Source organism: Haloferula sp. A504, from assembly GCF_044385805.1.
Classification (GTDB): Bacteria; Verrucomicrobiota; Verrucomicrobiia; order Verrucomicrobiales; family Akkermansiaceae; genus Haloferula.
The window spans coordinates 48,979-75,219 of record NZ_JBISBU010000005.1 but is presented as its reverse complement, the minus strand read 5'-3'; the positions used below and the strand labels follow the sequence as shown (position 1 = coordinate 75,219).

The 26,241-nt window shown below is 64.5% G+C and carries 20 protein-coding genes; 14 read left to right on the top strand and 6 right to left on the bottom strand.

The features are described from left to right. Positions 1–38 precede the first annotated feature (38 nt). Entirely contained in the window at positions 39–833 is a 795-nt protein-coding gene (locus ACG2LG_RS04060; protein WP_396256548.1) for a ParA family protein, read from the bottom strand. Positions 834–901: 68 nt separating this feature from the next. Between ACG2LG_RS04060 and ACG2LG_RS04055 the strand changes: the two genes are divergently transcribed. Continuing rightward, positions 902–3,871 (top strand): SNF2-related protein, encoded by a 2,970-nt coding sequence (locus tag ACG2LG_RS04055; RefSeq protein ID WP_396256546.1) that lies wholly within the window; start codon positions 902–904, stop codon positions 3,869–3,871. A gap of 118 nt (positions 3,872–3,989) precedes the next feature. Here the strand turns inward: ACG2LG_RS04055 and ACG2LG_RS04050 are convergent, their stop codons facing one another. Then, complete coding sequence (locus tag ACG2LG_RS04050; RefSeq protein WP_396256544.1) at positions 3,990–4,868, bottom strand: hypothetical protein; 879 nt, start codon at positions 4,866–4,868, stop codon at positions 3,990–3,992. A gap of 53 nt (positions 4,869–4,921) precedes the next feature. Between ACG2LG_RS04050 and ACG2LG_RS04045 the strand changes: the two genes are divergently transcribed. From ACG2LG_RS04045 to ACG2LG_RS03990, 12 genes are all read left to right on the top strand, one after another. After that, positions 4,922–5,743, top strand: a complete 822-nt coding sequence (locus tag ACG2LG_RS04045; protein WP_396256542.1) for an alpha/beta hydrolase — start codon at positions 4,922–4,924, stop codon at positions 5,741–5,743. 145 nt (positions 5,744–5,888) lie between these two features. Then, positions 5,889–10,568: a glutamate synthase large subunit gene (gltB, locus tag ACG2LG_RS04040; protein WP_396256541.1), complete on the top strand. Its 4,680-nt coding sequence runs from the start codon at positions 5,889–5,891 to the stop codon at positions 10,566–10,568. A gap of 68 nt (positions 10,569–10,636) precedes the next feature. Beyond that, positions 10,637–11,200 carry an elongation factor P gene (locus tag ACG2LG_RS04035; RefSeq protein ID WP_396256539.1) on the top strand — a complete coding sequence of 188 codons (564 nt, stop codon included), beginning with the start codon at positions 10,637–10,639 and terminating at the stop codon, positions 11,198–11,200. 141 nt (positions 11,201–11,341) lie between these two features. After that, positions 11,342–13,108: a molybdopterin-dependent oxidoreductase gene (locus tag ACG2LG_RS04030; RefSeq protein ID WP_396256537.1), complete on the top strand. Its 1,767-nt coding sequence runs from the start codon at positions 11,342–11,344 to the stop codon at positions 13,106–13,108. Between the two features lie 144 nt (positions 13,109–13,252). Continuing rightward, positions 13,253–14,506: an NADH-quinone oxidoreductase subunit H gene (locus ACG2LG_RS04025; RefSeq protein WP_396256535.1), complete on the top strand. Its 1,254-nt coding sequence runs from the start codon at positions 13,253–13,255 to the stop codon at positions 14,504–14,506. A gap of 10 nt (positions 14,507–14,516) precedes the next feature. Further along, positions 14,517–15,083 carry a 4Fe-4S binding protein gene (locus ACG2LG_RS04020; protein WP_396256533.1) on the top strand — a complete coding sequence of 189 codons (567 nt, stop codon included), beginning with the start codon at positions 14,517–14,519 and terminating at the stop codon, positions 15,081–15,083. A gap of 5 nt (positions 15,084–15,088) precedes the next feature. After that, positions 15,089–15,664: an NADH-quinone oxidoreductase subunit J gene (locus tag ACG2LG_RS04015; RefSeq protein WP_396256532.1), complete on the top strand. Its 576-nt coding sequence runs from the start codon at positions 15,089–15,091 to the stop codon at positions 15,662–15,664. Between the two features lie 4 nt (positions 15,665–15,668). Continuing rightward, positions 15,669–15,986: an NADH-quinone oxidoreductase subunit NuoK gene (gene nuoK / locus ACG2LG_RS04010; RefSeq protein WP_396256530.1), complete on the top strand. Its 318-nt coding sequence runs from the start codon at positions 15,669–15,671 to the stop codon at positions 15,984–15,986. A gap of 48 nt (positions 15,987–16,034) precedes the next feature. Beyond that, on the top strand, positions 16,035–16,451 hold the full coding sequence (locus tag ACG2LG_RS04005) for a GxxExxY protein (RefSeq protein WP_396256528.1): 417 nt from the start codon (positions 16,035–16,037) through the stop codon (positions 16,449–16,451). A 39-nt stretch (positions 16,452–16,490) separates the two neighbouring features. Beyond that, a complete protein-coding gene (gene nuoL, locus ACG2LG_RS04000) occupies positions 16,491–18,338 on the top strand; it encodes an NADH-quinone oxidoreductase subunit L (protein WP_396256526.1) in 1,848 nt (615 codons plus the stop codon). Positions 18,339–18,341: 3 nt separating this feature from the next. Beyond that, positions 18,342–19,784 carry a NuoM family protein gene (locus tag ACG2LG_RS03995; RefSeq protein WP_396256524.1) on the top strand — a complete coding sequence of 481 codons (1,443 nt, stop codon included), beginning with the start codon at positions 18,342–18,344 and terminating at the stop codon, positions 19,782–19,784. Positions 19,785–19,821: 37 nt separating this feature from the next. Then, positions 19,822–21,306: an NADH-quinone oxidoreductase subunit N gene (locus ACG2LG_RS03990; RefSeq protein ID WP_396256522.1), complete on the top strand. Its 1,485-nt coding sequence runs from the start codon at positions 19,822–19,824 to the stop codon at positions 21,304–21,306. A gap of 22 nt (positions 21,307–21,328) precedes the next feature. On the opposite strand, the gene trpD is transcribed toward ACG2LG_RS03990, so the two are convergent. Further along, the gene (trpD, locus tag ACG2LG_RS03985; RefSeq protein WP_396256521.1) at positions 21,329–22,372 is read right to left on the bottom strand and encodes an anthranilate phosphoribosyltransferase; all 1,044 of its coding nucleotides are present in this window, start codon (positions 22,370–22,372) and stop codon (positions 21,329–21,331) included. Between the two features lie 77 nt (positions 22,373–22,449). Further along, positions 22,450–23,028, bottom strand: a complete 579-nt coding sequence (locus ACG2LG_RS03980) for a thioredoxin family protein (RefSeq protein ID WP_396256519.1) — start codon at positions 23,026–23,028, stop codon at positions 22,450–22,452. 83 nt (positions 23,029–23,111) lie between these two features. Between ACG2LG_RS03980 and moeB the strand changes: the two genes are divergently transcribed. Continuing rightward, positions 23,112–24,221 (top strand): molybdopterin-synthase adenylyltransferase MoeB, encoded by a 1,110-nt coding sequence (gene moeB / locus ACG2LG_RS03975; RefSeq protein WP_396256517.1) that lies wholly within the window; start codon positions 23,112–23,114, stop codon positions 24,219–24,221. Between the two features lie 19 nt (positions 24,222–24,240). Here the strand turns inward: moeB and ACG2LG_RS03970 are convergent, their stop codons facing one another. Continuing rightward, a complete protein-coding gene (locus ACG2LG_RS03970) occupies positions 24,241–25,227 on the bottom strand; it encodes a S1C family serine protease (protein ID WP_396256515.1) in 987 nt (328 codons plus the stop codon). Between the two features lie 7 nt (positions 25,228–25,234). After that, entirely contained in the window at positions 25,235–26,218 is a 984-nt protein-coding gene (locus ACG2LG_RS03965) for a S1C family serine protease (RefSeq protein WP_396256513.1), read from the bottom strand. Between the last annotated feature and the right edge of the window lie 23 nt (positions 26,219–26,241).

Sequence of the window (26,241 nt, the reverse complement as noted above, 5' to 3'; positions counted from 1 at the left end):
CACCGACAGACGGGTGGGATGGACCGATTCAGCGGGTTTCAGCCCGCTTCCGCCACTTCGACCGGTCGCCCATGCCGCTCGAGGAACTCTTCCGCCATCGCCATGTAGGCGCGGGCGCCGGTTCCCTCGGGGTCGTGCTCGAAGATGGTCCGCGAGTGGCTGGGGGCCTCGCCGATGCGGATCGTCCTCGGAATCACCGACTTGTAGAGCTGCTCAGGGAAGTAGTTTCCGACCTCCTCGACGACCTGGCGGGCGAGATTGGTCCGGCCGTCGAACATGGTCATGACGATGCCCTCGAGGAGGATGTCCGGATTCGCCCCGCTTTCCCGGATCTGGTCGATCACGTGGACGATCTTGGCCAGCCCCTCGAGGCCGTACCACTCGCACTGGAGCGGGATCAGGATCTCGTCGGCCGCCGCCAGGGCGGAGGTCATGAGCACGCCGAGCGAGGGTGGCGTGTCGAGGATGCAGAACTCAAACAGGTCGTTGGGCTTGAGTCCCTGCAGGTGCTGCCGGAGCCGGACCAGGTGGTCGTCGCTGCGGGCGAGCTCGATCTCGACACCCGCGAGATCCATGTGGGCCGGGATCACGGAAAGTCGCTCGCGGCCGGAGTCGCGGATCTTGTCCCGCACATCGGCCTCCCCGAGCAGGGCGGGGTACACCGAGTCGTCGCCATCGACCTCCAGCCCGAGGCCGCTGGTGGTATTCGCCTGCGGATCGAGATCGACGAGCAGCACCCGCTGACCGAGCAGGGCGAGGGCTGCGGAGAGGTTGAGCGCGGTGGTCGTCTTGCCGACACCTCCTTTTTGATTTCCAATCGCGATGACTTTCATCTGGCTCAACCGCCCGGTGCGGGTGAGGAGTCTCCCGGTCTGGGATCGAAGTGGCAAAACAAAAAGGGATGGAATGGAGCGAAGCATGGGTGCGGCAGCAGGCCGGATGGCAGGCCTTCAAGCGCGGGAAGGAGTTGGCCGCCGCGGGCGCGGCGGGCTCGTTCCGTCGGCGCGGAGCCATCGCGAGTGGAGTTTTCAAGCGCGGCAAGAGTCGGCTCCGGTGCGTGGTGAAGGAGCAGGACGGCCACCTGACGGTCGAATGCGGGTGCCCCGCCAACCGATCGACGGGTGAAATCTGCGAGCACGGCGTGGCGTTGGCGCTGACGACCCCGGGTGAACGATCGGAAGCGGCAATGGTGGAAGAGGCGCCCGTCGTTCCGGAGGCAAGCGTCCCGACCGCAGCCTGGCGCATCCGTCTGCCGGAACGTTGCGCCGAAATGCTCGTGGCGGGACGGCTGCAACTGCGGGTTGAACCGGTCGATGAACCGGTCACCCCGGCCGACGGGCGACTCGGCCAATTCCTGGTGCGGCACGGGGCGGGGCAGGGGGGGATCGTATCGGTTTCGCAGGAGACGATGGTGGAAGCGCTTCGCGCACTCGGCGGACATCCGAGAGTCCAGACCGAGGGCGGCCGTCAGGTCGGGTTCGCGGTCGACACCCTGGAGCCGCTGGTCTTGTCCGACAGCGAAGCCAGCGACGGCGCCATCCAGATCGAAATCGATGCCCCGGCACCGAGGATCTTTGCCCTCGGCGATGACACCGGCGGGGTGGTGGCTCGCGGCGATTTCATTCAGATCGGACGCCTGCCGGTGGAAACTCCGTCGCCCGCGTGGCGGCAGCAGGTCGGGCGCTTGTGCGATGCGTGCCGACTCGAATTGCCGGAGCGGGAGTTCCTCGACGAAATCGAGGCGTGGCTGGACGTGTTCTCCCGCCCGATGGCCGGGTGGCTGGGGAAGCTCCACTTCGAAGAGGCGGTTCCGCAGCACCGGATCACGATCGAAGGCTCGCTCAACGCCCTCGAAGCGACGCTTGAACTCCGCTACGGTGAAGATCCCTTCCAAGCGGACCCCGAACTGGCCTCCGCCGGCTTGCCGCGGATCAACGGGAGTCACCTGCTGGTTCGGTCGCGCCGCCGGGAAGGGGACCCCGCCAGCAGACTGGAGCAGGCCCGCTGGACGAGGGAGGACGCGGGGCGATTTCACCTGCGGGACCCCGAGGGCGTCCCGCTGTGGCTGGCCGACGGGCTTCCGGAGCTCAAAAAATCGGCCGAGGTGGTCATTGGGGAACGTCTCGGGAGGGTCCTGGAGAGGCTCCATGTGGTGACTCCTCAGCTCGACCTCGTGAGTGCCGAAAGTCTCGCCTGCGAGCTCTCGTTCCAGACCCAGCACGGTCGGTCGCTGGATCCCGCGAAGGTCCGGGCGATTCTCCGCAAGGGACAGCGCACCATGAAGACGCGGGACGGCGCCGTGGTGGTCGTCCGGGCGGAACTCTCCGAGATCGTCGAACCCTTGCTCGCCGATCTGGGTTTGGTGAGCGTGGAACAGCGTTTCACGCTCACCAAGGCGCAGCGGTTCCTTATTTCAAAGATCCAGGAAGAAAAGACGGAAGTCCCTGATCGGAAGTCATTAAAAGATACTCTTAAGACCCTCAAAGGCACCGGCTTCCGGGGTCAGCTGCGGGGCTACCAGGAAGAGGGTTTCAGGTGGCTGGTCGAGCGGGTGACCGAGCTTTCCGGGGCTCTTCTCGGGGACGAAATGGGGCTCGGGAAAACCATTCAGACAATTGCGCTGCTGTGCGCCTTGAAGGCGCGCCGCGACCGCTTCCGGGCCCTGGTGCTGATGCCGACCTCGCTGATCGGCAACTGGGAGGCCGAGTTGGAGCGTTTCGCACCGGGACTCAAGGTTCACCGGCACATGGGTGCCGGGCGGGATGACCGGCGCGATGAGGCGGGGTCGGCGGACGTGCTCCTCACCAGTTACGGGACCTTTCAGCGGGACCGGGCATTTCACCTCGCCAATCACTACGATCTGGCGGTGTGCGACGAGGCGAGCCTGCTGCGCAATCCCGACAGCCAGCTCTCGCGGGCGGTGGCGAAGCTGCAGGCCGACCGGCGATTGGCCCTGAGCGGCACACCGGTCGAGAACCGCCTCGAGGATCTGTGGTCGATCTTCCGCTTCGTCGCCCCGGGCTACCTCGGCGCGCGCAAGGACTTCACCCAGCGCTACGACGGCGAGGATGCCGGTCCGTCGAGCCGCCGACGTCTGGGACTGCGGATTTCGCCATTCTACCTTCGGCGAACGAAGGAGCGGGTTGCTCCGGAATTGCCCGAGAAACTGGTGGTGGATGAGTGGCTGGAGCTGAGTGAGCCCGCCAGACGCCTGTATCAGGAAGTGGCCACCGGGGCTCTGGAGGAACTGGAAACCATCGACTCGGAGGCGGCTGCGAGGATGCATTTGCTGACCGCGCTCCTGCGGCTGCGCCAGATCTGTCTGTCACCGGCGCTCGTTTCGGAGGAGGAACCGCTCGAATCGGTCAAGACCGAGTGGCTCGGGCGACTCCTTGAGGAGCGGCATGCCGCGGGCGCCAAAACGCTGGTATTCAGTCAGTTTGCCGGATTTCTCAGGCGTCTCGAAGAGGATGGGGGGCTTCCGGCGGACCGGATCCTGCGACTCGACGGCTCGACGCGGAACCGGACTGAGCTGGTGGAGGCGTTCCAGAGCGGCCCGGGATCGGCGGTCTTTCTGATCAGCCTCAAAGCCGGCGGCTACGGGCTGAACCTGACGGCCGCCGACACGGTCGTGCATCTCGACCCGTGGTGGAATCCGGCAGTCGAGAACCAGGCCACCGACCGGGCGCACCGCATCGGACAGTCGAAACCCGTCAGCGTTTACCGACTCCTGGCAAGGGACAGCGTGGAAGAGCGCGTGCTGAAAATTCAACTGCAGAAGCGGAAGGCCATGGACGTCGCGAGTGGCCGAGCTGAACCGGAACCCGGCGAGCAATGGCTGAACGGCGATTTGGAGAGCCTGATTCGCTGAGATCCAGCCGAAGGGTTGAGCAGGCGATGACTAATCCCTGTTCTAAACTCCGCATTACATACATTGTTACAAGTAGTAAATTGGGGTTCCGTGGAGTCTCGATTGCGGTCTGAAGTCCTCAGCGCACCAGTTTGGCCGCGATTTCGGGACTCAGGATGAAATGGCCGGAGTCGAAGCCCTTGGCGGGCTCGCCTTCCTGGACCTCGTATTCGTAGGCGATGATGGGTTTGGTTCCGGGGATCTCGGACATCAGGTAAACCCGCACGGCCATCGCCTCCTTGCCGGTGCCGCCGCGAATCGGCTTGGCGGTGAAGGTCACCTCGTTGCGCCCGTCCTTGGCACCGCCCATGACGAGCTCGGCTTCCTTGTCGTCGGAGAACTTGTGACGGCTCACCCGGTTGATCTGCACCTGGACTTCGCGGCCCGGGCAAAAGACGTAGACCTTGGCGATGTACTTCGCCGGCGGCACCCTGGGCGGCGTCGGCGGAACGATCCCGGTGGCCTGGCACTCCGGCGTCTCCTTGAAGTAGTCGAGCTTGCCCGCGGCGAGTTCCTTGCGCACCTCCGGCAAGGCGGCGAGATTCACGAATTCGGCCCGGTCGTAGTTCCAGCGTCCCTGATTCGCGACGAATGAGAGGACCAGAAGATTCTGCGTCGGATCACCGCCCACGCCGAAGTCGATCGCGCCGAAATACGCGGCCTTGGCCGTCGAGCCCTTCTGCGAAACATGGAGGCACGTGAGGTTTTGCAGGGATGGCGGCGGAGCCGGAAGGTCGAACACGGCGGCGGGAAACGGGCGTTTCTCCGAGACGAGCCGGTTGTGGACCTCGGCCTGGCGGTGCGGTGCCGTCAGGCGCTGCCACTGGGCCGTGTTCTTGTTGATGATCGCGCTACGCCACGCCTCGTAGGTCGAGGTTAGCGACGGCGCCAGATCGGAGGCCGAAGCGCTGGCCAGTGAGCCCAACAGAAGTCCTGAGAAAACGAAAACGCGAATCATTGACGAAACGATTGGACAAGGGGCGTTCGGAAACAACAATCGATTTCCGTCAAATGCTCCCCCAGTCCCGCACCGCCCCCCTCGGCCAGTCGCGTCAGCGCGAGATGATGAAGGCTGCCACCACGCTGGCCTACTTCCAGACACCCGAAGGTCCGCTCCACGCGCACTTCTTCGTGCCGCATGATTTTCATTCCGGCGAGCGCCGGCCGACGGTGATCTTCTTTCATGGCGGCTTCTGGGACAACCTGATGCCGACGCAATTCGTGCCCCAGTGCCTGCACTTCGCAACGCGCGGTGCGATCGCCATCAGCGTCGAAACCCGGGTCCAGTCGGTCCATGGAACCGGACCCTTGGAGGCTCTGGAGGATGTGCGGACGCTGCTGGCCTGGCTGGACGAACACGCCGCGAATTTCGGAATCGACACCGACCGGGTCGTGCTCGTCGGGACCTCGGGGGGTGCCTGGCTTGCGCTGCAGCAGGCGCTGCCGAAAAAGGACCTGCCGCCGATCACGCCACGGGCCCTGGCGCTGTTCAGCCCCCTGCTCGACACCACCCCGAAATCGATCGCGGCAAGGTTCCCCGATGCGGCGAGCGCCCGCAAACTCTGTCCGCTGCGCCAGGCCCGCCGCAAACTCCCCCCGATCCTGATCTGCCACGGAAAGAGCGACCGGGTCACTCCGTTCAAGGATGCGAGGCGTTTCGTCAAGGCTCTGCGCTGGCGCCGGAATTCTGTGGAACTCCTTGATTTTGAAAAGGCGGAGCATTCGTTCTTCAACTTCAACGTCTCGGATCTGCACTACGAGCTGACGCTGAAGGCGGTCGATCGATTCCTGGTCGGACAGGGTCTGCTCGAGGTCGATGAACTGGCGGATTGAGTGGGTGCCCGCCGCTCCGTTTTCCCGCTTGGCAGTCCCCGGCCGGGTTTCGTTTAGTTCCGCCGTCGCGGGGCAGGAACGACTTGCCTGAAGGCTGGCGCGCTCGATGCTGCAACAGGCCTCCCGCGCCCGACTTCCCACGACGATGAACCGACCCTACCACCCGACCACCCCTCTCGTTCCCGGCAGCCTCCACTCCCTCGCCAACGAGCGCGACAACTGTGGCATGGGGGCGATCGCCCAGATCCACGGGAAGCGGAGCTACCAGATCCTCGACTACGCGCTGACCTCGGTCTGCAACATGACCCACCGCGGAGCGGTCGATGCCGACATGAAGACCGGCGACGGTTCCGGCGTGTTGTCGCAGATCCCCTATCCGATCTTCCGCCGGGCGGCGGAAGAACTGGGAGGCTCGCTGGAGTCCGACGACGAGCTGGCGGTTGGCGTGTTCTTCCTCCCGGAAACCGATGCCGGCGCCTGCAAGCAGATCAAGGAGTTCGCGGTCTCGACCGTGAAGGCCCGCGGGATCGAAGTCATCGGCTGGCGCGCCGTGCCGCTTGATCCCGACGCGCTCGGGCAACTCGCGCGGCGCACCCAGCCGGTCATCGAGCAGTTGCTGATGAAGCGTCCGGGCGGTTGGGATGGCGACCACTTCGAACGCCAGCTCTTCCTCTGTCGGCGCAGGATCGAGATCGAGATGCGCGAGGTCGACGGGTTTTACATCCCGTCGTTTTCGGGCCGACTCATTTCCTACAAGGGCCTCGCCATGCCGGCTGCGCTCCGGGCGTTCTACAAGGACCTGCAGGACTCCGATTTCGAAACGGCGATCACGCTCTACCACCAGCGATTCTCGACCAACACCTTCCCGGCCTGGCCGCTCGGCCAGCCCTTCCGGATGCTCTGCCACAACGGCGAGATCAACACCGTCGAAGGCAACCGCAACTGGATCGCCAGCCGCGAGGATTACTTCGAGTCCGAAGTCTGGGGCGACGACGTCGAGCTGCTGCGCGACCTGGTTTCGGACAGTGAGTCCGACTCCGCCTCGCTCGACCACGCGCTCGAGGTGCTGGTCCTCTCCGGCCGCTCGCTCGAGCATGCGATGTGCATGCTGGTGCCGCCCGCCTTTACCCACGACGAGGAGATTTCCGAGGACCTCAAGAGCTTCTTCCACTTCATCCGTTCCTTCTCGGAGCCCTGGGACGGGCCCGCCGGACTCGTCTACACCGACGGCATCAAGCTCTGCGCCTCGCTCGACCGCAACGGCCTGCGCCCGTCGCGCTACAAGCTCACCGAGGATGGTCTGCTCTACATCGGCTCCGAGGCGGGAGCCGTGACGCTCGACGACTCCAAGGTGATCAGCAAGGGCCGCCTCGGTCCCGGCCAGATGCTTTCGGTGGACACCTCCACCGGCAGCTTCCGAACCGATCGCGACGTCAAGGAGGCGCTCGCTACCCAGAAGCCCTACAGCCGCTGGGTGGACCAGAACCGCCTCGACCTCCGGCACTTCGTCTCCCCCGAGCCGCACGCGCCGGTCGAGGATTTCGATCCGCTCGATCTTTCGCGCCAGCAGGTCTCCCACGGCATCTCGCTGGAGGAGCTGGACATGGTGTTTCCGCCGATGATCAAGAACGCCCAGGAGGCGGTGTTCTCGATGGGCGACGACATCCCCCTCGCCTTTCTTTCGACCTATCCGCGACTGCTCTTCACCTACTTCAAGCAGCGCTTTGCGCAGGTCACGAACCCGCCGATCGATCCGATCCGCGAGTGGGCGGTGATGAGCCTCCAGGCCGGGCTCGGCCCCGAGCGCAACTGGCTGGGCGAAACGCCCGAGCACGCACGCATCGTGCAGCTCGATTCGGCGATCCTCTTCGAGCACCAGCTCGGGCGCATCCAGCAACTCGATGACGAGGGTTTCACTTCCGCCGCCCTCGACACGACCTGGCCGGCAGCGAGCGGCGAGGAAGGCATGAAGAAGCGCCTCGACGAACTCTGCGACGAGGCGGTCGCGGCCGTGGATCGCGGCGTTTCGATCGTGGTCCTTTCCGATCGGGCGACCGGTCCCGACCGGGTGCCGATCCCGTCGATGCTTGCCACGGGCACCGTGCATCACCACCTCATCCGGGCCCGCAAGCGCCTGCAGTGTTCGCTGGTCGTGGAAACCGGTGAGGTGCGCGACACCCACCAGGTTGCCTGCATCTTCGCGGTCGGCGCCACCGCCGTCTGCCCCTACCTCGGCTTTGCGACGGTGCGGCAACTGGTGGCCGCGGACGAGGGCAAGAACGCGCTCGGCGAGGGCATGACCGCCAGCAAGGCGATGGCCCAGTACCGCAAGGCGCTGGAGAAAGGCCTGCTCAAGATCATGTCAAAGATGGGAATCTCGGTCCTGAACTCCTACCAGGGAGCCCAGATTCTCGAGGCCATCGGCATCGGCAACGAGGTCATCGACTTCTCCTTTGCGGGCATGCAGTCGAAGATCGGAGGGGTCGGCTTCCGCGAGATTGCCAGCGAATCGCTGATCCGTCATCGCGCCGCCTTCGAGGTGGAAGTGCCAGTCGGCGAGACCCTCGACCTCGGCGATCCCGGTTACAACCGCTTCCGCAAGAGCGGTGAGCGCCACGCGCTGACCACCGAGGTGATCAAGAACTTCCACACCTATGTGAAGGGTGGGAAAAAGGAGGATTACGAGGGCTACGTGAAGGCTTCCCTCGAGATCAACCCGATGGCGATCAAGGATCTGTTGGAGTTCGTTCCATCTGAAAGCGGCCCGGTGCCGCTCGACGAAGTCGAGCCGATCGAGGCGATCCGGACTCGGTTCACCACGGCGGCGATGTCCCTGGGCGCGCTTTCACCCGAGGCCCACGAAACGCTCGCGATCGCAATGAACCGCATCGGCGCGAAGTCGGACTCCGGTGAGGGTGGCGAGGACCCGAAGCGCTACTCGGAGTATCCCAACGGCGACTTCGCCCGATCCTACATCAAGCAGGTCGCCTCCGGCCGCTTCGGCGTTTCCGCCTACTACCTGGTCAACGCCGACGAGATCGAGATCAAGATGGCGCAGGGTGCCAAGCCCGGTGAGGGCGGCCAGCTTCCGGGTCACAAGGTCAACGGACTCATCGCCCGCCTGCGCAACACGCAGCCCGGCGTCCAGCTGATCTCCCCCCCACCCCACCACGACATCTACAGCATCGAGGACCTCGCCCAGCTCATCCACGACCTGAAGGAAGTCAACCCGCAGGCCCGCGTGACGGTGAAGCTGGTGGCCGAGACCGGTGTCGGCACCGTGGCCGCCGGTGTGGCGAAGGCCTCGGCCGACAACATCCTGATCTCCGGTCACGACGGCGGCACGGCAGCCTCCCCGCTTTCCTCGACCAAACATGCGGGATCGCCCTGGGAACTCGGTCTTTCCGAGGCCCAGCAGACGCTGCTGATCAACAACCTGCGGAATCGCGTGACGCTGCGCACCGATGGCGGTCTGCGCACCGGCCGCGACATCGTGATCGCCGCCATCCTCGGAGCCGAGCAGTACAACTTCGGAACGATCGCGATGATCGCCATGGGCTGCGTCTACGTCCGCAAGTGCCACCTCAACAATTGCCCGGTCGGCGTCGCCACGACCGATCCGAAGTGGCGCTCCAAGTTCAAGGGGACGCCGGAAATGGTCATCAATTTCCTCAACGGAGTCGCCGAGGAGGCTCGTGAGATCATGGCGGAACTCGGAGTCCGCTCGCTCGACGAGCTCATCGGCCGTCCCGAGTTCCTCCGTCAGCGCGAGGTGCCGGATCACCCGAAGGCCAACACGGTCGACCTCTCGCCGATTCTCAAGGACGTGGTGCCCGAGCTGGTCGAGACCTTCGGTTCCGACGTCGCGGAGGTGACGCGGATCCGCACCGCCGAGCGGAACGACGGCATCCAGAAGCCGGCGCTCGACCTGCAGATCCTCGCGGACCTCAAGAAGGCGCTCGACGTCGAGCCCGACGCCCGGCCATCCGAGACCGAATACGGCCCCGGTGCCGTCGATGAAAAGGTCGCGGAAGCGATCCGCCTCCTTCCCGACCGAGCGGCGGTCGAGCTGGAGTACGACATCGTCAACACCGACCGCAACATCGGCACCCGGCTGTCCGGCCGGATCGCCGAGATCCACGGCAACACGGGATTCAACGGCCACACGGCGGTCTGCCTCAAGCTCAACGGCTCCGCCGGCCAGTCCCTCGGCTGCTTCCTGGTCTCGGGGGTGAGCATCGAACTCGTCGGCGAGGCCAATGACTACGTCGGCAAGGGCATGGCGGCGGGCGAGATCGTCGTCCGTCCTCCGGCCGCCGCGAAGTTCGAGTTCCACAAGAACGCGATCGCCGGAAACACCTGCCTCTACGGGGCCACCGGGGGGCAGCTTTTCCTCAACGGCCGCGCCGGCGAGCGCTTCTGCGTGCGCAACTCGGGCGCCACCGCGGTGGTCGAAGGCGTGGGCGACCACGGCTGCGAATACATGACCAACGGCACCGTCGCCATCCTCGGCAAGACCGGGAAAAACTTCGGTGCCGGCATGTCGGGTGGCACGGCCTACGTTTACGACGTCGACGGGCGCTTCTACTCGCGGGTCAATCCCGAGATGGTCGTCGCCCTGCCGATCAAGCGGCAGGTGGACATCGACGAACTGCAGCAGCTCATCGAGCTTCACGTAAGGAAAACCGGCAGTCCGCACGGCAAGGCGCTCCTCGACGACTGGTCGGAAAGCGTTCGCAAGTTCGTCCGCGTCATCCCCCGCGAACGCGCCGAACTCGAGGCCGCCGAGGAGGAACACGAGGCCGCCACCCAGGCGAAGCGCTGAACCTGACCGCTGCCGCTGCAACTTCTCACTTGGCACACCGCCCGGCGCTCCCTATTCCCCGCCGCAACATGCCGAGCACTCCTGTCATCAATCTCCGCCGCGGACACGCCGTCCGCCACAACGGCGACGTCTGCGTCGTGATCGCCCACGAACTCAAGACGCCTCCCCGGATGGCGTCCTACGTCCAGATGTCGGTGCGCAGCGTCGCCACCAAGAAGGTCTCGAACCTGCGCCTGACCTCGAACGACTCGATGGAGTCGGTGATGCTCGAGCGCATTCCCCACGAATATTCCTACAAGGACTCGGCGGGTCACCACTTCCTGCACACCGAGACCTACGACGACGTGATCGTCCCGCAGGAGATCATCGACGAGGTGAAGGATTTCCTCCTCGAAGGCCAGGCCTACAGCCTGCTGTTTGCCGACGGGGTGGTCGCCGACATCGAACTTCCCCAGTCGATGGAAATGACCGTCACCGAGGCCCCCGAGGGGGTGAAGGGCGATTCGGCCAACAACAGCAACAAGACCATCACCATGGAAACGGGACTGGTCGTGCAGGCACCGCTTTTCATCAACCCCGGGGATCGCCTTCTCATCAAGACCGAAGACGGCTCCTACATGGGGCGCGCCTGACGCCCGCTTTCCCCGTTTTCCGGCCGATCCGCGGGCGATTCTCCGACTTTGTGAAATTTTTCACAAAGGGCGCTTGCCGCTGGTCGGAGCGGTTTTCATATTCTCGCGCGCGTTGGACTTTTCCCGCCGAATTTCCGCCTCATGAGTGCTGAAGCCTCCACCTCCGAAGCCAAGCTTCCCAAGGATCTTGCCGCCGAGAAGGGCCTTGTGAACGTGCAGATCGACGGCGTCTGGCGACAGGTCCCGAAGGGGACCCGCATGATCGAGGCCTGCCGGATGTTCGGCACGATCGTCCCCCACTACTGCTATCATCCGAAGCTCTCCTCGCCGGGCAACTGCCGGATGTGCCTGGTCCAGATGGGCATGCCGCCCCGCCCGGCGCCGGGCCAGGATCCCACCTACGACGACGACGGTTTTCAGCCGATCGGCTGGATGCCGCGCCCGATCATCGCCTGCGCCAACACGGTGGCCGAAAACATGGGCATCCGGACCGGCGGCGAGCTCGTCGAGAGCGTTCGCGAGGGCGTGATGGAGTTTCTCCTCATCAACCACCCGCTCGATTGCCCGATCTGCGATCAGGCCGGGGAATGCCGGCTTCAGGAACTCTCGGTCGGCTACGGACGCGGAGAGTCGCGCTTCGTCGACATGAAGGTCAAGAAGCCGAAGAACGTCGATATCGGCCCGCGCATCCGGCTCGATGACGAGCGCTGCATCATGTGCAGCCGGTGCATCCGCTTCATGGATGAAGTGGCCGGCGATCCGGTGCTCGGCTTCACCCAGCGTGGCACCCACACCACGCTCACCGTGCATCCGGGGCGCCGGCTCGACTCGAACTACTCTCTGAACACGGTCGACATTTGCCCGGTGGGCGCCCTGACCAGCAACGACTTCCGCTTCCAGATGCGGGTGTGGTTCCTCAAGGAAACCCCGAGCATCGATGTCAACTGCGGCACCGGCACCAACATCACCATCTGGACCCGGGGCGAGACGGTTTACCGGATCACCCCGCGCCAGAACGACGAGGTGAACTCCTGCTGGATGCCGGATTCGCACCGGCTGAACTTCCACTACATCGACAGCGAGGAGCGACTCACCGAACCGCTGGTCAAGGAGGACGGCCGCCATCGCGAGGCGGACTGGCCGGACGCGATCCGGCGCACCGTCGAGGGTTTGAGGACCGGCGACCCCTCTGAACTCGCGATCATCGCCTCCGCCCGGATGACCAATGAGGAGCTGTTTCTCACCAAAGCGCTGACTGAATCGCTCGGCACCGAGCATCTCACGGTGGTCCCGCGCCTCGGCGAGCCCGACGGCATCCTGATCAGTGCCGACCGCAATCCCAACACGCAGGGCGTGAAGGTCGTCTGGCGGCGCGAGGATCCCGGATTCCGCCTGGGCGGGATCCGCGACATGGTTCGCGAGGGCAGGATCAAGCGCCTGCTGGTCCTCGGCGAGGAGCTGACCGCCGAAGCGGGCTTCACCGCCGAAGACCTCTTGAAGCTCGACTTCCTCGCCTCCTCCCTGCTTCTCGCCGGACCCACGGCCGAGGCCAGCGACGTGGTCCTGCCCGGTGCCGCCTTCGCCGAGAAGCGAGGGTCGATGATCAACGTCACCGGGCGCCTCCAACGCCTGAATCGCGCCGTCGAGCCCCACGGCCGGGCCCGCGACGACTGGGAGATCCTGCGCGACCTCATCGCCCTCGTCGACGACCTGCCGTCCACCAGCCCCGACTACCCGCACCTGATCGAGGACGTGTTCCGGGACATGGCCGCCGCCATCCCCGAATTCAAGGGCCTGAACCTGTCGAAAATCGGGGATCTCGGCCTGCCGGTGACCGAGACCGACGTCACCATCCCGCTCCTCGAAGACGAACGCGCCCGCAAGGCCGCCGGGGAGATCGTTGGTTAATCGCTAGCTGCTACTTTGTTCATGGTTACCGAATTCACAGCCCGAGTCGCGAGCGGTCAGGACAACCGCCTTGAGGGTCTCAGGTCCCGTCAGGCTGCCTCGAAGCCCCATCACGGATAACTGGCAACGATTCACTTGGTATCCATGGAACTCCTCATCGATCTCGCCATCATCCTCGCCAAGGTCATCGGTCTGACCTTCATGGTGGTGCTGCCGCTCGTGCCGCTGTCGGTTTACTTCGAGCGTCGGTTTTCGGCGATCATCCAGGACCGGGTCGGACCGAACCGGGTCGGCATTCCGCTGACGCTGTTTGGCGCCAAGAAGGACTTCCACCTGTTCGGGCTCGTTCAACCCATGGCCGACGGGCTCAAGTTGTTCCTGAAGGAGGACTTCACCCCGAACTACGTCCGCAAGTCCTTTTACTGGCTGGCGCCGGCCCTGACCGTCATTCCGGCCCTCGTCACGGTCTGTGTCGTTCCCTTCGGTTCTCCGATCACGGTCAATGGCGAGGAGATCAAGCTGGTCATCGCCGATCTCGACGTCGGCCCGCTGTTCGTCTTCGCGGTGTCGTCGCTCACGGTTTACGGCATCACCCTCGCCGGGTGGGCGTCGAATTCCAAATACCCCTTCATCGGCGGTGTCCGCTCCACCGCGCAGATGATCTCCTACGAGATCGCGCTCGGTCTCTCGATCATTCCCCTGCTCCTCTACTATGGGGAGCTCAACCTTTCCAAGATCGTCCAGTTCCAGGCCGACCACGGCTGGCTGCTGCTGCCCTTGTGGGGGCACGCCGAGGGACCTCCGCTCGCTGAAAAGCTGCTTTTCCTGGTTCCGGCCCTCATCGCCTTCGTCATCTTCACCACCTCGATCTTCGCCGAGACCAACCGCATGCCCTTCGACCTTCCGGAGTGCGAGACCGAGCTCGTGGGCGGCTACCACACCGAGTATTCCTCGATGAAGTTCGCGATGTTCTTCATGGGCGAGTATGCGGCGATGGTCATCGGATCGGCGCTGGTCGTCACGCTGTTCCTCGGCGGTTGGTCGCTGGGCTTCGGGCTCGATGACTCGATTTCCGCCCTTCCCTTCGGCGGCCTGATCCACATGGGCGTCTTCATGGCCAAACTGATCGCCTTCATCCTGTTCTTCATCCTCGTCCGCTGGACCGTCCCCCGCTTCCGTTACGACCAGTTGATGCGGCTCGGCTGGGTCATCTTTTTCGAGGCGGCACTCATCAATGTGTTCCTCGCCGCCTTCGTCATCGCCGCGCCGGACCTCGGCTGGATCAGCACGATCGTCGGTCTGGTTCTCCTCGGCATCGTCACCGGCGGGCTGATCTGGGTTCTCAAGACCAGCGAACCCGAATCCTCACCCAACAGCGGCCTGCTCGGCCAAAGCTGACCGAATCTCCATGGCAGTCGTCAAAATCAAACGTCCCGATCTCCGCACCGGCGAGAAGCTCTACCTCGGCGCCCTTTTCAAGGGCTTCCTGGTGACGCTCAAGCACGCCATCGACTCGTTGCGGGGCAAGACCCGCGGGGCGAAAGCCATGGGCTCATCGGGACTCGGGGCCACCATGCAGTTTCCCGAGCAGCGTTGGGATGACTCCATGCCCGATTACTATCGCGGGGCACCGGCCTTGGTGACCGACGAGCAGGACCGCGAGCGCTGCGTTTCCTGCCAGCTCTGCGAGTTCATCTGCCCGCCCAAGGCCATCAGGATCGTGCCGGGTGAGATTCCCTCCGACGATCCCTGGGCGAAGGTCGAGAAGCGCCCGAAGGAATTCGAGATCGACATGATCCGCTGCATCTACTGCGGGATGTGTGAGGAGGTCTGCCCGGAGCAGGCCATCTACCTGAGAAAGGACTACCTCATCAGCGGGTCGAGCCGGGAGGAAATGGTCCACGACAAGAAGAAGCTCTACGAGATCGGCGGCAAGCGCGTCGGCCTCGTCAACAAGTGGAATGAGTTGAAGTAACTGCCATGCCCCTCCCCCTCTTCTGGTTCTTCGCGGTCCTGATGCTGGCCGGCGGCCTGGCGGTCGTCATCCTGCGCAATCCCGTGGCCGCCGCGCTCGCAATGGTGACTTCCTTTGTCGGCCTCGCCGGGCTGTTCATCGGATTGAATGCCTACCTCGTCGGCATCATCCAGATCCTGGTTTACGCCGGCGCCATCATGGTGCTGTTCATCTTCATCATCATGCTCCTCGATCTGGAGACCGAGGAAAGGCGCGCGCCCAAGGCAGTGCCGATCGTGGGAGGGCTGGGCATCGTGCTGGCCTTCACCATCCAGTTGATCGGCGTGCTCGGCAATACACCCTCATCGGAACCGCCGCCGCTCGATCTCGAGGCCGGAGCCGCCCACTACGCCGAGATCAGCCCGGGCATCAGCAAGAAGCTTGAGGCGGCCCACGAGGCCGGCGAAGAGCGCATCCCGGACGTCAACCTGGTGGGCCAGCTCATGTTCACCCAGTACAACCTCCCCCTGCAGATCATCGGCGTGCTGCTCCTCGTCGCCACGGTCGGGGTCGTGGTCCTGTCCAAGCGTCAACCCACCTGAACCGATGGCCGGCCTTCATTCCTACCTGCTCGTCTCCGGTCTGCTGTTTGTGATCGGTCTGTCCGGTGTCGTGCTCCGGCGCAACATCATCGTGATGTTCATGTGCCTCGAGCTGATGCTCAGTGCGGCCAACCTGACTCTCATTGCCTTTTCCCGCTTCAACCTGGTGGATGGGTTGCCCGACTACCACGGCCAGATGCTCGTCTTCTTCGTGATCACCGTGGCCGCCGCCGAGGTGGCGGTGGGCCTCGCCATCATCGTCGCGCTCTACCGCTCGCGGCAGACGATCCAAACCGACGACCTCAACAGCATGCGGGGTTGAGGCAAGTTGCTGAAACCGCAGATTACACAGATTGATGGATTTCCATTCATGAACCCAAACCCGACAAACGCGCCTCACGTTGACCTGACCGAGCAATTGATCGGGTTCGCGATGCGTGTGCATCGTGAACATGGCCCGGGACTCGATGAAAAGAGTTACGAGAACTCCATGTGCATCGAAATGGCTGAAAACGGGATTGCTTTCACTCAGCAGCAGGCTTTCCCGGTCCATTACCGTGGCCATGTGGTCAGTCGCTTGATCACGGACTTGATCGTCGATGACAGAGTGGTTCTGGAAAACAAGGTCACGTCTTCTATTCACGAAACCCACATCGCCCAGGTTCTGAGCTATTTGGCGGTGACCAACCTCGAAGTGGGCTTGATCCTCAATTTTGGAAGGCCTTCGCTGGAGATGCGTCGGGTAATCAATCAGCGACGGCGTCACGATTCCCGTCAATCCCATTAATCTGCGTAATCTGCGGTTCCCCAATCCGACCACCAACCGATGTCGCTTTTCCCCTGGATCCTCCTCCTTCTCCCGCTGCTCGCCGCGGCGGCCAACCAGTTGTATCTGAAGCGCAATGCCTTCATTGCGTCGATGGTGTCGACCGGATCGGTGGTGGTCACTTTCGTGATCGCCCTGGTGCTGTGGGGGCTGGACGAACCATCGGCGGCCTCGTTCTCATGGATGGCGGTCGGCGACGGCGTGGGCATCGACCTGACGCTGAAGCTCGATCCACTCGCCACGGGGATGATGGCCCTGGTCACGGGCATCGGGATGCTGGTCCACATTTTCTCGCTCGGCTACATGGCCGGCGATTCGGCGAAAGCCCGCTACTTCACCGGCCTCTCCCTCTTCATGTTCTCGATGACCGGCATCGTGCTCGCCGGAAACTTCATCATGACCTTCATCTTCTGGGAGTTGGTCGGACTCAGCTCCTACCTGCTGATCGGTCACTGGTACCAGAAGGACTCCGCCGCCGATGCCGCGAAGAAGGCCTTCATCGTCAACCGCATCGGCGACTTCGGCTTTCTGATCGGCATCCTCCTGCTCTTCGGGATCACCGGAACCTTTGTCTTCGACGGTATGAGGGAAGGCCTGGCGAGCTTCGAGGCCGACCACGCCGCCTTCTTCACCGAGAACTCGGCGGCATTCAGCATCATTCTGGGCACGGCCCTGCTTTGCGTGTTCTGCGGCGCGATCGGAAAGTCCGCCCAGATGCCGCTGCACGTGTGGTTGCCCGATGCCATGGAGGGTCCGACGCCGGTCTCGGCGCTGATCCACGCCGCCACCATGGTGGCAGCCGGCGTTTACATGCTTTTCCGCGTGCAGCTCTCCATCGGCGAGGACTTCGCCTTCACCTTCGCCGGTGACGTCATCGCATGGGTCGGCGGGCTGACCGCGCTGTTCGCCGCACTGATGGCGACCCAACAGAACGACATCAAGCGCGTGCTCGCCTACTCCACTCTCTCGCAGCTCGGCTACATGGTCATGGCCACCGGGCTCGGCGGCGGCGAGGCGGGGATGTTCCACCTCTACACGCACGCCTGGTTCAAGGGTCTTCTCTTCCTCGCTGCCGGAGCGGTCATCTACGCCTGCCACCATGAGCAGGACATCTGGAAGATGGGCGGCCTGCTGAAGAAGATGCCGATCACGGGGGCCACCTTCGTCACCGGCACGGCTGCCCTCATCGCCGTCCCCTTCACCTCCGGCTTCTTTTCCAAGGAAGCAATCCTTCACGCCGCCGAGCACAATCAGGCGCTGTTCTGGCTGGCCGTGGTCGTGGCGGTGCTCACGCCCTTCTACATGACGCGGGTCATCATGGTGGCCTTTCTCGGCAAGCCGCGCGGCGACGACTCGGATCACGCCAAGGAAGTGCGCCCGGTCATGTGGGTGCCGCTGGCCGTGCTGGGAGTCCTGGCCATCCTGAGCGCCTATCCGGGCATCCACAGCATCGCCCCGGCGACCCCCGAGCACGCCGGGGAGTTCCACCCCAACGCCCTCTTCTGGATTTCGCTCGGCGCCCTGATCGCCGGGGTGGTTCCAGCCGTTCTGCTCTATCGCAACCGCGACAAGGATCCCGTTTCAATCCCGCTGTTCCGCGAGCGGTTCTACATCGATGCGATCTACGACCGGGTGATCGTCCGCGGCGTCCAGAACGGTGCCGCGGCCCTCGTCCACTTCTTCGATGAATTCATCATCAACGGCCTGATTGTCGGCGGCGCCAGCCGGCTCGCCGTGTCCTTCGGCCTGTTGTTCCGCCGGGTTCAGAACGGAAACCTCCAGGGCTATGCCTTCACCTTCGGCCTCGGAGTGATCCTCGTCGTCTATTTCACCACTTTCTGGAAGTAAGCCATGCTCCTCCTGCTTGTCCTCATTCCCCTGCTGGCCTTCGCCGCTATCCTCGGTGGTGCCAAGGCGCGCCAGACGGCGGTCATCGCCAGCGGCGTCAACCTGGTCCTCGGCCTGGCCGCCGCCTTCTCGTGGAAGGCCGCCCTGTGGGGCTTCACGGTTCCGGTGCTCTCCACTCCGGCGATCCATCTTTCGCTTGGCTTCATCGACGGCATGAGCGTGGTCATGCTGCTGCTTTCGGTGATCGTCGCCTTCGCCGCGTCGCTCACCGGCACCGCTCCCGACGGCCGGGAGAAGCTCTACTACGGGTCCTCCCTGCTCATCGCCGCCGGGGCGATCGGCGCCTTCGTCGCCACCGACCTGTTCTTCTTCTATGCCTTCCACGAGTTGGCGCTGATCCCGACCTTCCTCATGATCGGCATCCTGGGCCGCGGCGAGCGCAAGGCCGCGGCCTGGAAGATCACCATCTACCTTGGCTTCGGGTCGCTGGTGCTGCTCGCCGGCCTGGTGTGGCTGGCTGCGGCGACCGGCACCTTCGACATGATCGCGATGCAGGACGCCGAGGTGATCGATCCGTCCGCGCAGAAGAGCATCGCCGCGTTTCTGATCGTCGGGTTCGGCATTCTCGTTTCCCTCTTTCCCTTTCACTCCTGGGCGGCCCCGGCCTACGCCAGTGCTCCGGCGCCGACGGCGATGCTCCACGCCGGCGTGCTCAAGAAGTTCGGGCTCTACGGCCTTCTCCGGCTCGCCGTGCCGCTCGTCCCCGACGGCCTCGGGGCATGGCTGGTGCCGCTGTGCGTGCTGCTGCTCGGCAACATCCTGTGGGTGGGCTTCGTGACCATCAGCCAGAAGCGTCTCGACGGCATGCTGGGGAACTCTTCGGTGATGCACATGGGCTACATCTTTCTCGCCGTCGCCGCGCTGGTGGCCGTGCCCGAGGGCATGACCAACGAGTGGGCGCTGCCGGCCGCCGTGCTGCTCATGTTCGCCCACGGAGTGTCGATCGCGATGCTCTTCGGTCTCGCCGACAAGATCGAGCGGGCCACCGGCACCCTCGACCTCGACAAGCTCGGCGGGCTCGCAAAATCCGCCCCGTCGCTGGCCTTCCTTTTCGGCCTCGTCGGGATGGCCAGCATCGGCCTTCCGGGCCTGGCCAACTTCGCCGGCGAGGTGATGGTCTTCATCGCATCCTTCGCCAACTACGAGCCGACCGCGGGACTCGGCCCGGTGCAGATCACCTGCATCCTTTCCATATGGGGCGTGGTTATCAGCGCCATCTACATGCTCCGGGCCTACCGGAAAGTGTTCCAAGGCGAGGTCGTCCCGTCCACCGAGGAAGCCGCCGACCTCGGGATGACCGACCGGATTCCGGCGGTTCTGCTCGCCGTCGTCCTGCTGATCGTTGGCATCTGCCCCAACCTGCTGCTCTCCCTTCTCCCAAAGTGATTCGGCATTCGGATTTCATCATTTGTCATTTCTCCCCATGCCCGCCTACTACCTTGAAGCCCTGACCGTCACCCTCGGCATCATCCTCCTGATGATCGAGGCTTTCGGGCCCGAGCACAGCAAACGATTCCGGGGTTTGTTTGCCGCCTCCGGCCTGGCCATCATCCTCGTCTTCGGCTTCTTCGCGATCGGGCCCGACGATGCCCGCGAGGGGGCCAAGTGGGTCGATTGGCCCATCTGGGAGAATTTCTACGCGTTTGACGATACCGCGCGCTTCTACAAGGCCTTCGCCCTGGTCTGCACGATCCTCGTCATCCTGATGGCGATCGATTACCGCTCCGTTCTCGCCCAGTTCACCGACAATCCGGAGTCGGAGGCGGGCACGGGCGAGTATTTCGCGCTGCCGGTTTTCGCCTGCGCCGGGATGATGTGGATGGCCTCGGCAAAGGATCTTGTCGGCGCGTTTGTCGCGCTCGAATTGGTCACCGTCACCTTCTACGTGCTCGTCGCCTACACGCGCCGCAAGGTCGGCTCGCTCGAGGCCGGTGTGAAATACCTGATCCTCGGTGCCTTGAGCACCGGATTCCTCGTCTATGGCATCGCCTGGGTTTACGGCATGACCGGGACGATGAGCTTCGAGCAGATCGCCAGCGACGCCCCTACCATGGGGCGGTCCTTCGGCCTCCTTTTCGGCATCGGCCTCGTGTTGGTCGGCCTGGCATTCAAGATCGGCGCGGTGCCGATGCAGATGTGGATTCCCGATGTCTATCAGGGCGCGCCCACACCCACGACCGCCTTCCTTTCGGTGGGTTCCAAGGCGGCCGGCTTCGTCCTCCTGATCCGCTTCCTCGAGCCCTTCATGCAGGCGGAGGCACTCAAGGGCCACATCCTCGGCCTGCTGCTGATCATGGCGGTGGCCACCCTGCTCTTCGGGAATCTCGCGGCGCTCGGCCAGACCAACTTCAAGCGGTTGCTCGCCTACTCCTCCATCGCCAATGCCGGCTTCATCCTGCTGGCGCTGGCGGCGTGGAGCGAGCCCGCATCCGCCACCGATCCCGGCTCGAAGGGCACCGTGGGCTTCTATCTGGCGACCTACCTGGTGATGACGCTGGCGGCCTTCTTCATTCTCGGGCAGGTGCGCATCGCGCGGGACTCCGAAGACATCGATGCCTTCGATGGCCTCGGCAAGCGATCGCCCCAGCTTGCGGGAATGATGACCGTGATCATGGCATCGCTGGTCGGCATCCCCCTCACGGCCGGCTTCGTCGGCAAGTTCTTCGTCTTTTCGGTGGCCGTCCGACAGGGCCTGTGGTGGGGCGTCGGCGTCGCGTTCATCGGTGCCGCCGCGGGTTTCTACTACTACTTCAAGGTGATCCGCGCGATGTGGTGGGACGACGGTCCCAGCGATGCTCCGGCAATCGAGCTCCCGCAGATCTCCCGCATCAGCGTCTATGCGCTGACCGGCGCCATCCTTCTCCTCGGTGTCTGGCCGCAGCCGATCCTGTGGGTGATGGGCGGATAGGAGGCGGCGGGCGAATCACCCTCTAGGCCGAAGCCGCCTGGAGCTTCCGCAGCCGGTCGAGCGCCGATCCATCGTCGATCACCTCGCGGGCCAAATCGATGCCGCCGCCCACGTCGTCGGCGAGGCCGCAGCAGGCCAGCGCGGCCCCCGCATTCAGCAGCACCATGTCACGCCTGGGCCCGGTCTCGCGTCCGTCGAGGATGGCCTCGAGGATGGCGGCATTGGTCTTCGCGTCGCCCCCTTCCAGATCGTTCACCTCGGCATGCTTCATGTCGAAGTCGCGCGGCCGGATTTCCTCATCCTCCATCTCCTGCATGCTGCCCGCCTTGAAGATGCGCGTGGAGCCCATCAGGCTGACCTCGTCCACCGAGCGGCCGTCGCCCGTCGTGCCGTGCACCACCCAGGCACTCTCGCGACCGAGTCGCTGGAGGATTTCGGCGAAGGCCGGGCACCATTCCCGGGAAAACACCCCCACCAGCTGGCACTGCGGACGGGCGGGGTTGAGCAGAGGGCCGATGAGGTTGAAGATGGTGCGGACACCCTTGGCGGCGAGTTGCTTGCGCACCCCGACCACGGCCTTGAATGCCGGGTGGTAGGCGGGCGCGAACAGGAATCCGACTCCCGCCTCCTCGAGACAGCGCCGAAAGCCCTCGGCCGGCAGATCGATGCGGACCCCAAGAGCCTCCAGGACGTCCGCGCCCCCGCTCTTCGAGGTGATGCCGCGGTTGCCGTGCTTGACCACCACGCCGCCCGCCGCCGCCACCGGGAACATGGCCGTGGTCGAGACGTTGAAGAGGTTCAACTGGTCGCCGCCGGTACCGCAGACATCGATGGTCGGGCCATCGACCTCCGCGAGGCCTGCATGCGGATCCACCGCATGCTCGAGGAAGGCTTGAACAAACTCGGCAATCTCCTGCGCCGTCTCGCCCTTACGGGAAAGCGACTCGAGGAACCGGAACTTGGTTGAGTCCGGGGCCGATTCATTGAGAAGCAGCTCCGCCCCCGCCCTGACCTCCCGGTCGGTGAGGTCCTCCCCTGCATCGAGTTTCTGAATCAGCGCGTCCATTGACCAGAGCCTATGCCGGAGGCCGCCTGTCGGGCAACGCCGGATGTCCGCAATCAGTCGACCCGGAAGGCCGGCAATCAGCCGAAATAGGGAGGAGCCCCGCCCGGCTTCCACTTGATGTTGCAGCCGGTGCTCGGCAGCGCGGCGGGCGCTGGATTACCCTGAAGCAGAGCCTCGACGGCGGCGGCGAGGCTCGATCCATCCGCCGACTGCCCGTTGCGGGGCCGGGAATCGTCGAATTGTCCGGCGTAGAAGAGTTTCAGTTCCGCATTGAAGAGGAAAAAGTCCGGGGTGCAGGCAGCTCCGTAAGCCTTGGCCACCTCCTGCGACTCGTCGTAGAGGTAGGGGAAATCCCAGCCATACCTCGTGGCGAACTCCGCCATCAGGTCCGGCGCGTCCTGCGGGTAGTTCTCCACGTCGTTGGAGGAAATGGCCACGGTGGCGATGCCTTGCTCCTTCCACTGGGCGGCCAGTTCACCGAGCTGGTCCGCCAGATGGATCACGTAGGGGCAGTGATTGCAGGCGAAGACGACCAGCAACCCCTTGGGACCTGCGAGGGAGGCCAGGGCATGATCCCGCCCGGACGGATCGGGCAATCGGAACGCCGGCGCAAGGTCGCCCGGCTTCAGCATGAAGGTGGAGGGGGTTTCAGCCATGCCCATCCCATCCGCCCGCACGACGATGGCGTCAAGACGCGATTCCGTTGCCAATCTCGGGCGGGCCGGTAGGCTCGCGCCCGATGCCAGCCTTGTCCGATGCCGAACGCGAGCGCTACGCCCGCCACCTGGAAATCCCGGGAGTGGGCGAGGAGGGACAGCGCCGCCTGCGCGACAGTTCGGTGCTCCTGATCGGCACCGGGGGTCTCGGCTCCCCGGCCGCCATGTATCTCGCGGCCGCCGGCGTGGGCCGCATCGGCCTCGTCGACGACGATCGTGTTGAACGCTCGAACCTGCAGCGGCAGATCCTTCACGGCGAGTCCTCCGTCGGGCAGCCGAAACTCGACAGTGCGATCCGCACGCTGCGGGAGATCAACCCCCATGTCGACTACGTCGGCCACCCGGTGCGCTTCACTCCTGAAAATGCGGCCGGCTTGGTCGCGGACTACGACCTGGTGGTCGACGGCTCCGACAATTTTCCGACACGGTTCCTGAGCAATGACGCCTGCTATTTCGCGGGGAAGCCACTGGTTTACGGGTCGATCTTCCGCTTCGAGGGCCAGGTCGGGGTGTTTGCGCCGCATCGGGGCGGACCCTGCTACCGCTGCATGCTTCCCGAGTTGCCACCCCCGGGCGCGGCACCAAGTTGCGCCGAGGCCGGGGTGCTGGGCGTCCTGCCGGGGGTGATCGGTTCGCTCCAGGCGATGGAGGCGATCAAGCTGCTGGCGGGCCTGGGAAGCCCTCCGCTGGGAAAGCTCGTTTGCTACGACGCACTTCGTACTTCGTTCCGCGACGTGAGGATCGACCGCGATCCCCGCTGCCGGCTGTGCGGCGACCCGGCCAGCATCCGTTCCCTTTCGAATCCGGAAACCGGGGCGCCGCAGGGATGCGGGCTGGAGTGTCCGTCCGTTTCCGTCGCCGAACTCCGCGCGATCCTTTCGGCGAATCCCGCGACCGTCCTCGTCGACGTCCGCCAGCCCGAGGAGCACGCCCGTGCGGCGATTCCCGGAAGCCGCCTGATCCCCCTCGCCGAACTCCCCGCCAGACTTCGCGAGCTTCCCGGCGACGGTCCCGTCTATCTCCATTGCAAGTCGGGCAGGCGGTCGGCCCAGGCGGTCGAATTTCTCCGACGCCAGGGCATCGATCAGGCCGTCAATGTCGCTGGCGGCATCGATGCCTGGCTGGCCGAATGACGGCACGGATCCCCGCCGGTCATTCCTTCACTTCCTGCGCCATCATGTCCTGCGCCAACTGCCGGAGTTCGGCGGCGGGGATGGCGTAGGTCTCACAGCGACTGAAGCGGGCGATGTTCATGCCGACGCAATGGCCGTCGAGGTCGAAGACCGGACCGCCCATGAAGTGGCGGTTGCCCATGATGTCGTGCTGCATGATCCGGGGAAAGCCCGTGCGACGCTCGGAATACTCACCGCTCATCGCATCGTTGCGGGTGGTTTCCTCGCCGAAGACGTCCACCCGGCCGGAAAGCTCGACCTCGACCTCCAGGGTTTCGTCGCCGCGCCTGATCCCGATCTTCACCACTTCGCCCACGCGGCGTTTCTTGAGCAACTCGAGCAGGGCCTCACGCTTGGAGACCTCCTCGCCATCGAAGGAAACGATGCGGTCGCCTTCTTCGAGGCCGGCCTTCGCGGCCCCCGTGCCCTCCTCCACGGCATCCACGATGATCGCCTCGTCGTCATTCTTCAAGGCGACCCCGAGCACCGTTCCTCCCTTCGAGAAGACTTCACGGGAATTCGCGGCGACGACCCCGACCTGGACCCGCCGCTTGCTCCGGGTGGTGGCCCCGTTGGCCACCACCCAGGTGCCGTGTGCAGGATCGGTCGCCTCCGACAGATCCACCGGAACCAGCCCCTCGGCCTCGATCTTCACCAGCGCGAGGTCCCAGGTCGGATCCTCGGCGATCAGAACCGGATCGTCGTAGCTCTCCCGGTCCACCGTCACGGTCAGATCCGAGAGGTCGCCCAGCTCACTGGCCTTGGTCAGGATGTGACCCTCGGGCGAGACCACCGTGCCGAAAATGATCTCGGTCCGTCCGCGCCGAAAGACGGCGCTGCTGGCTTGCAGGAACTCGCGGGCATCCTCGAAGGCGGCATGAACCGCCGGCCCCGCCGTCCGGTAGGTGGTCTCGAGTGAATTCGCGGCCGGTGCCGCCGGGGCGGCTGCCAGCAGCAGGCAGAACATGGAAAATCTAGCTGTCACGGTCTCCGAGATTAAACGTGATCGTCTCCGGCTTTCCATCACGGAGGATGTCGAACGCGACCTCGTCGTCCGGAGCCAGCTCCTTGAGAAGCTCTTTGATGTCATCGAAGCTGGAGAGGTCGGTTCCGTTCATCTTCAGCAGCACATCGCCCTTGCGGATGCCGGCGACCTCGGCGGGAGACTCCCTGCCCACCTTTTTGACCAGCACCCCATCGCCCTCATGCTCCTCGGCGAGCAGTCCGAGGAAGCCCTTCCCCTTCCTCGGCTTCTTGGCAAAGGGACCTTCGCCGATGAACTCCTTTCCCATCATGTCATCCCAGCTCTCCAGGAACGCACTTATCGGGACGTGCATGTTCTCCGGCAGGCGCTGACCCACCCGGGAATGGATCCCGATCAATGTCCCCGTCAGGTCGAAGAGCGGCCCGCCCGAATCGCCGCCGATCAGATTGCAGTCGGACTGGTAGGTGGAATCGGAAATGCGCACCAAGCGGCCGAGCCGCACGACGCTTCCGCGGTCCTTGTCGAATCCCCCGGAGTGCCCGAGGGCGAACACCCAGTCGGCCAACCGGGTCCGATCCTCGCGATCAATCGGCACGAAGGGATAGGTCCCCTCATCGATGATTTTCGCGATGGCCGCGTCGTTCTCCGAGTTCAACCCGAGGGACTCCGCCTCGACCTTCCGGCCATCTTCGAATCGCACGGTGAACTTCTTCCCCACACCGCCGGTCACGTGCGCGGCGGTCAGGATCAGTCCCTCCTTGCTGATCACGACCCCGCTTCCCGAGCCCTGGCCGAGCTCGATGCAGACGGTGGCGGCCCGCGCCGCCGGCAAGGCCGACCGCAGCAGGCCCTGGATCTTCTCGAGATCCTCTCGGCCGACAGGTGCCCTCTTGTCGTTGATCGCTGGCCGCTCCGCATGCAGCGGGAGCAGACTCAAGAGCGCTGCGAGGCAGGTCGGGAACCATTTCTTCATCATTTCAACAGGTGGAAATTACC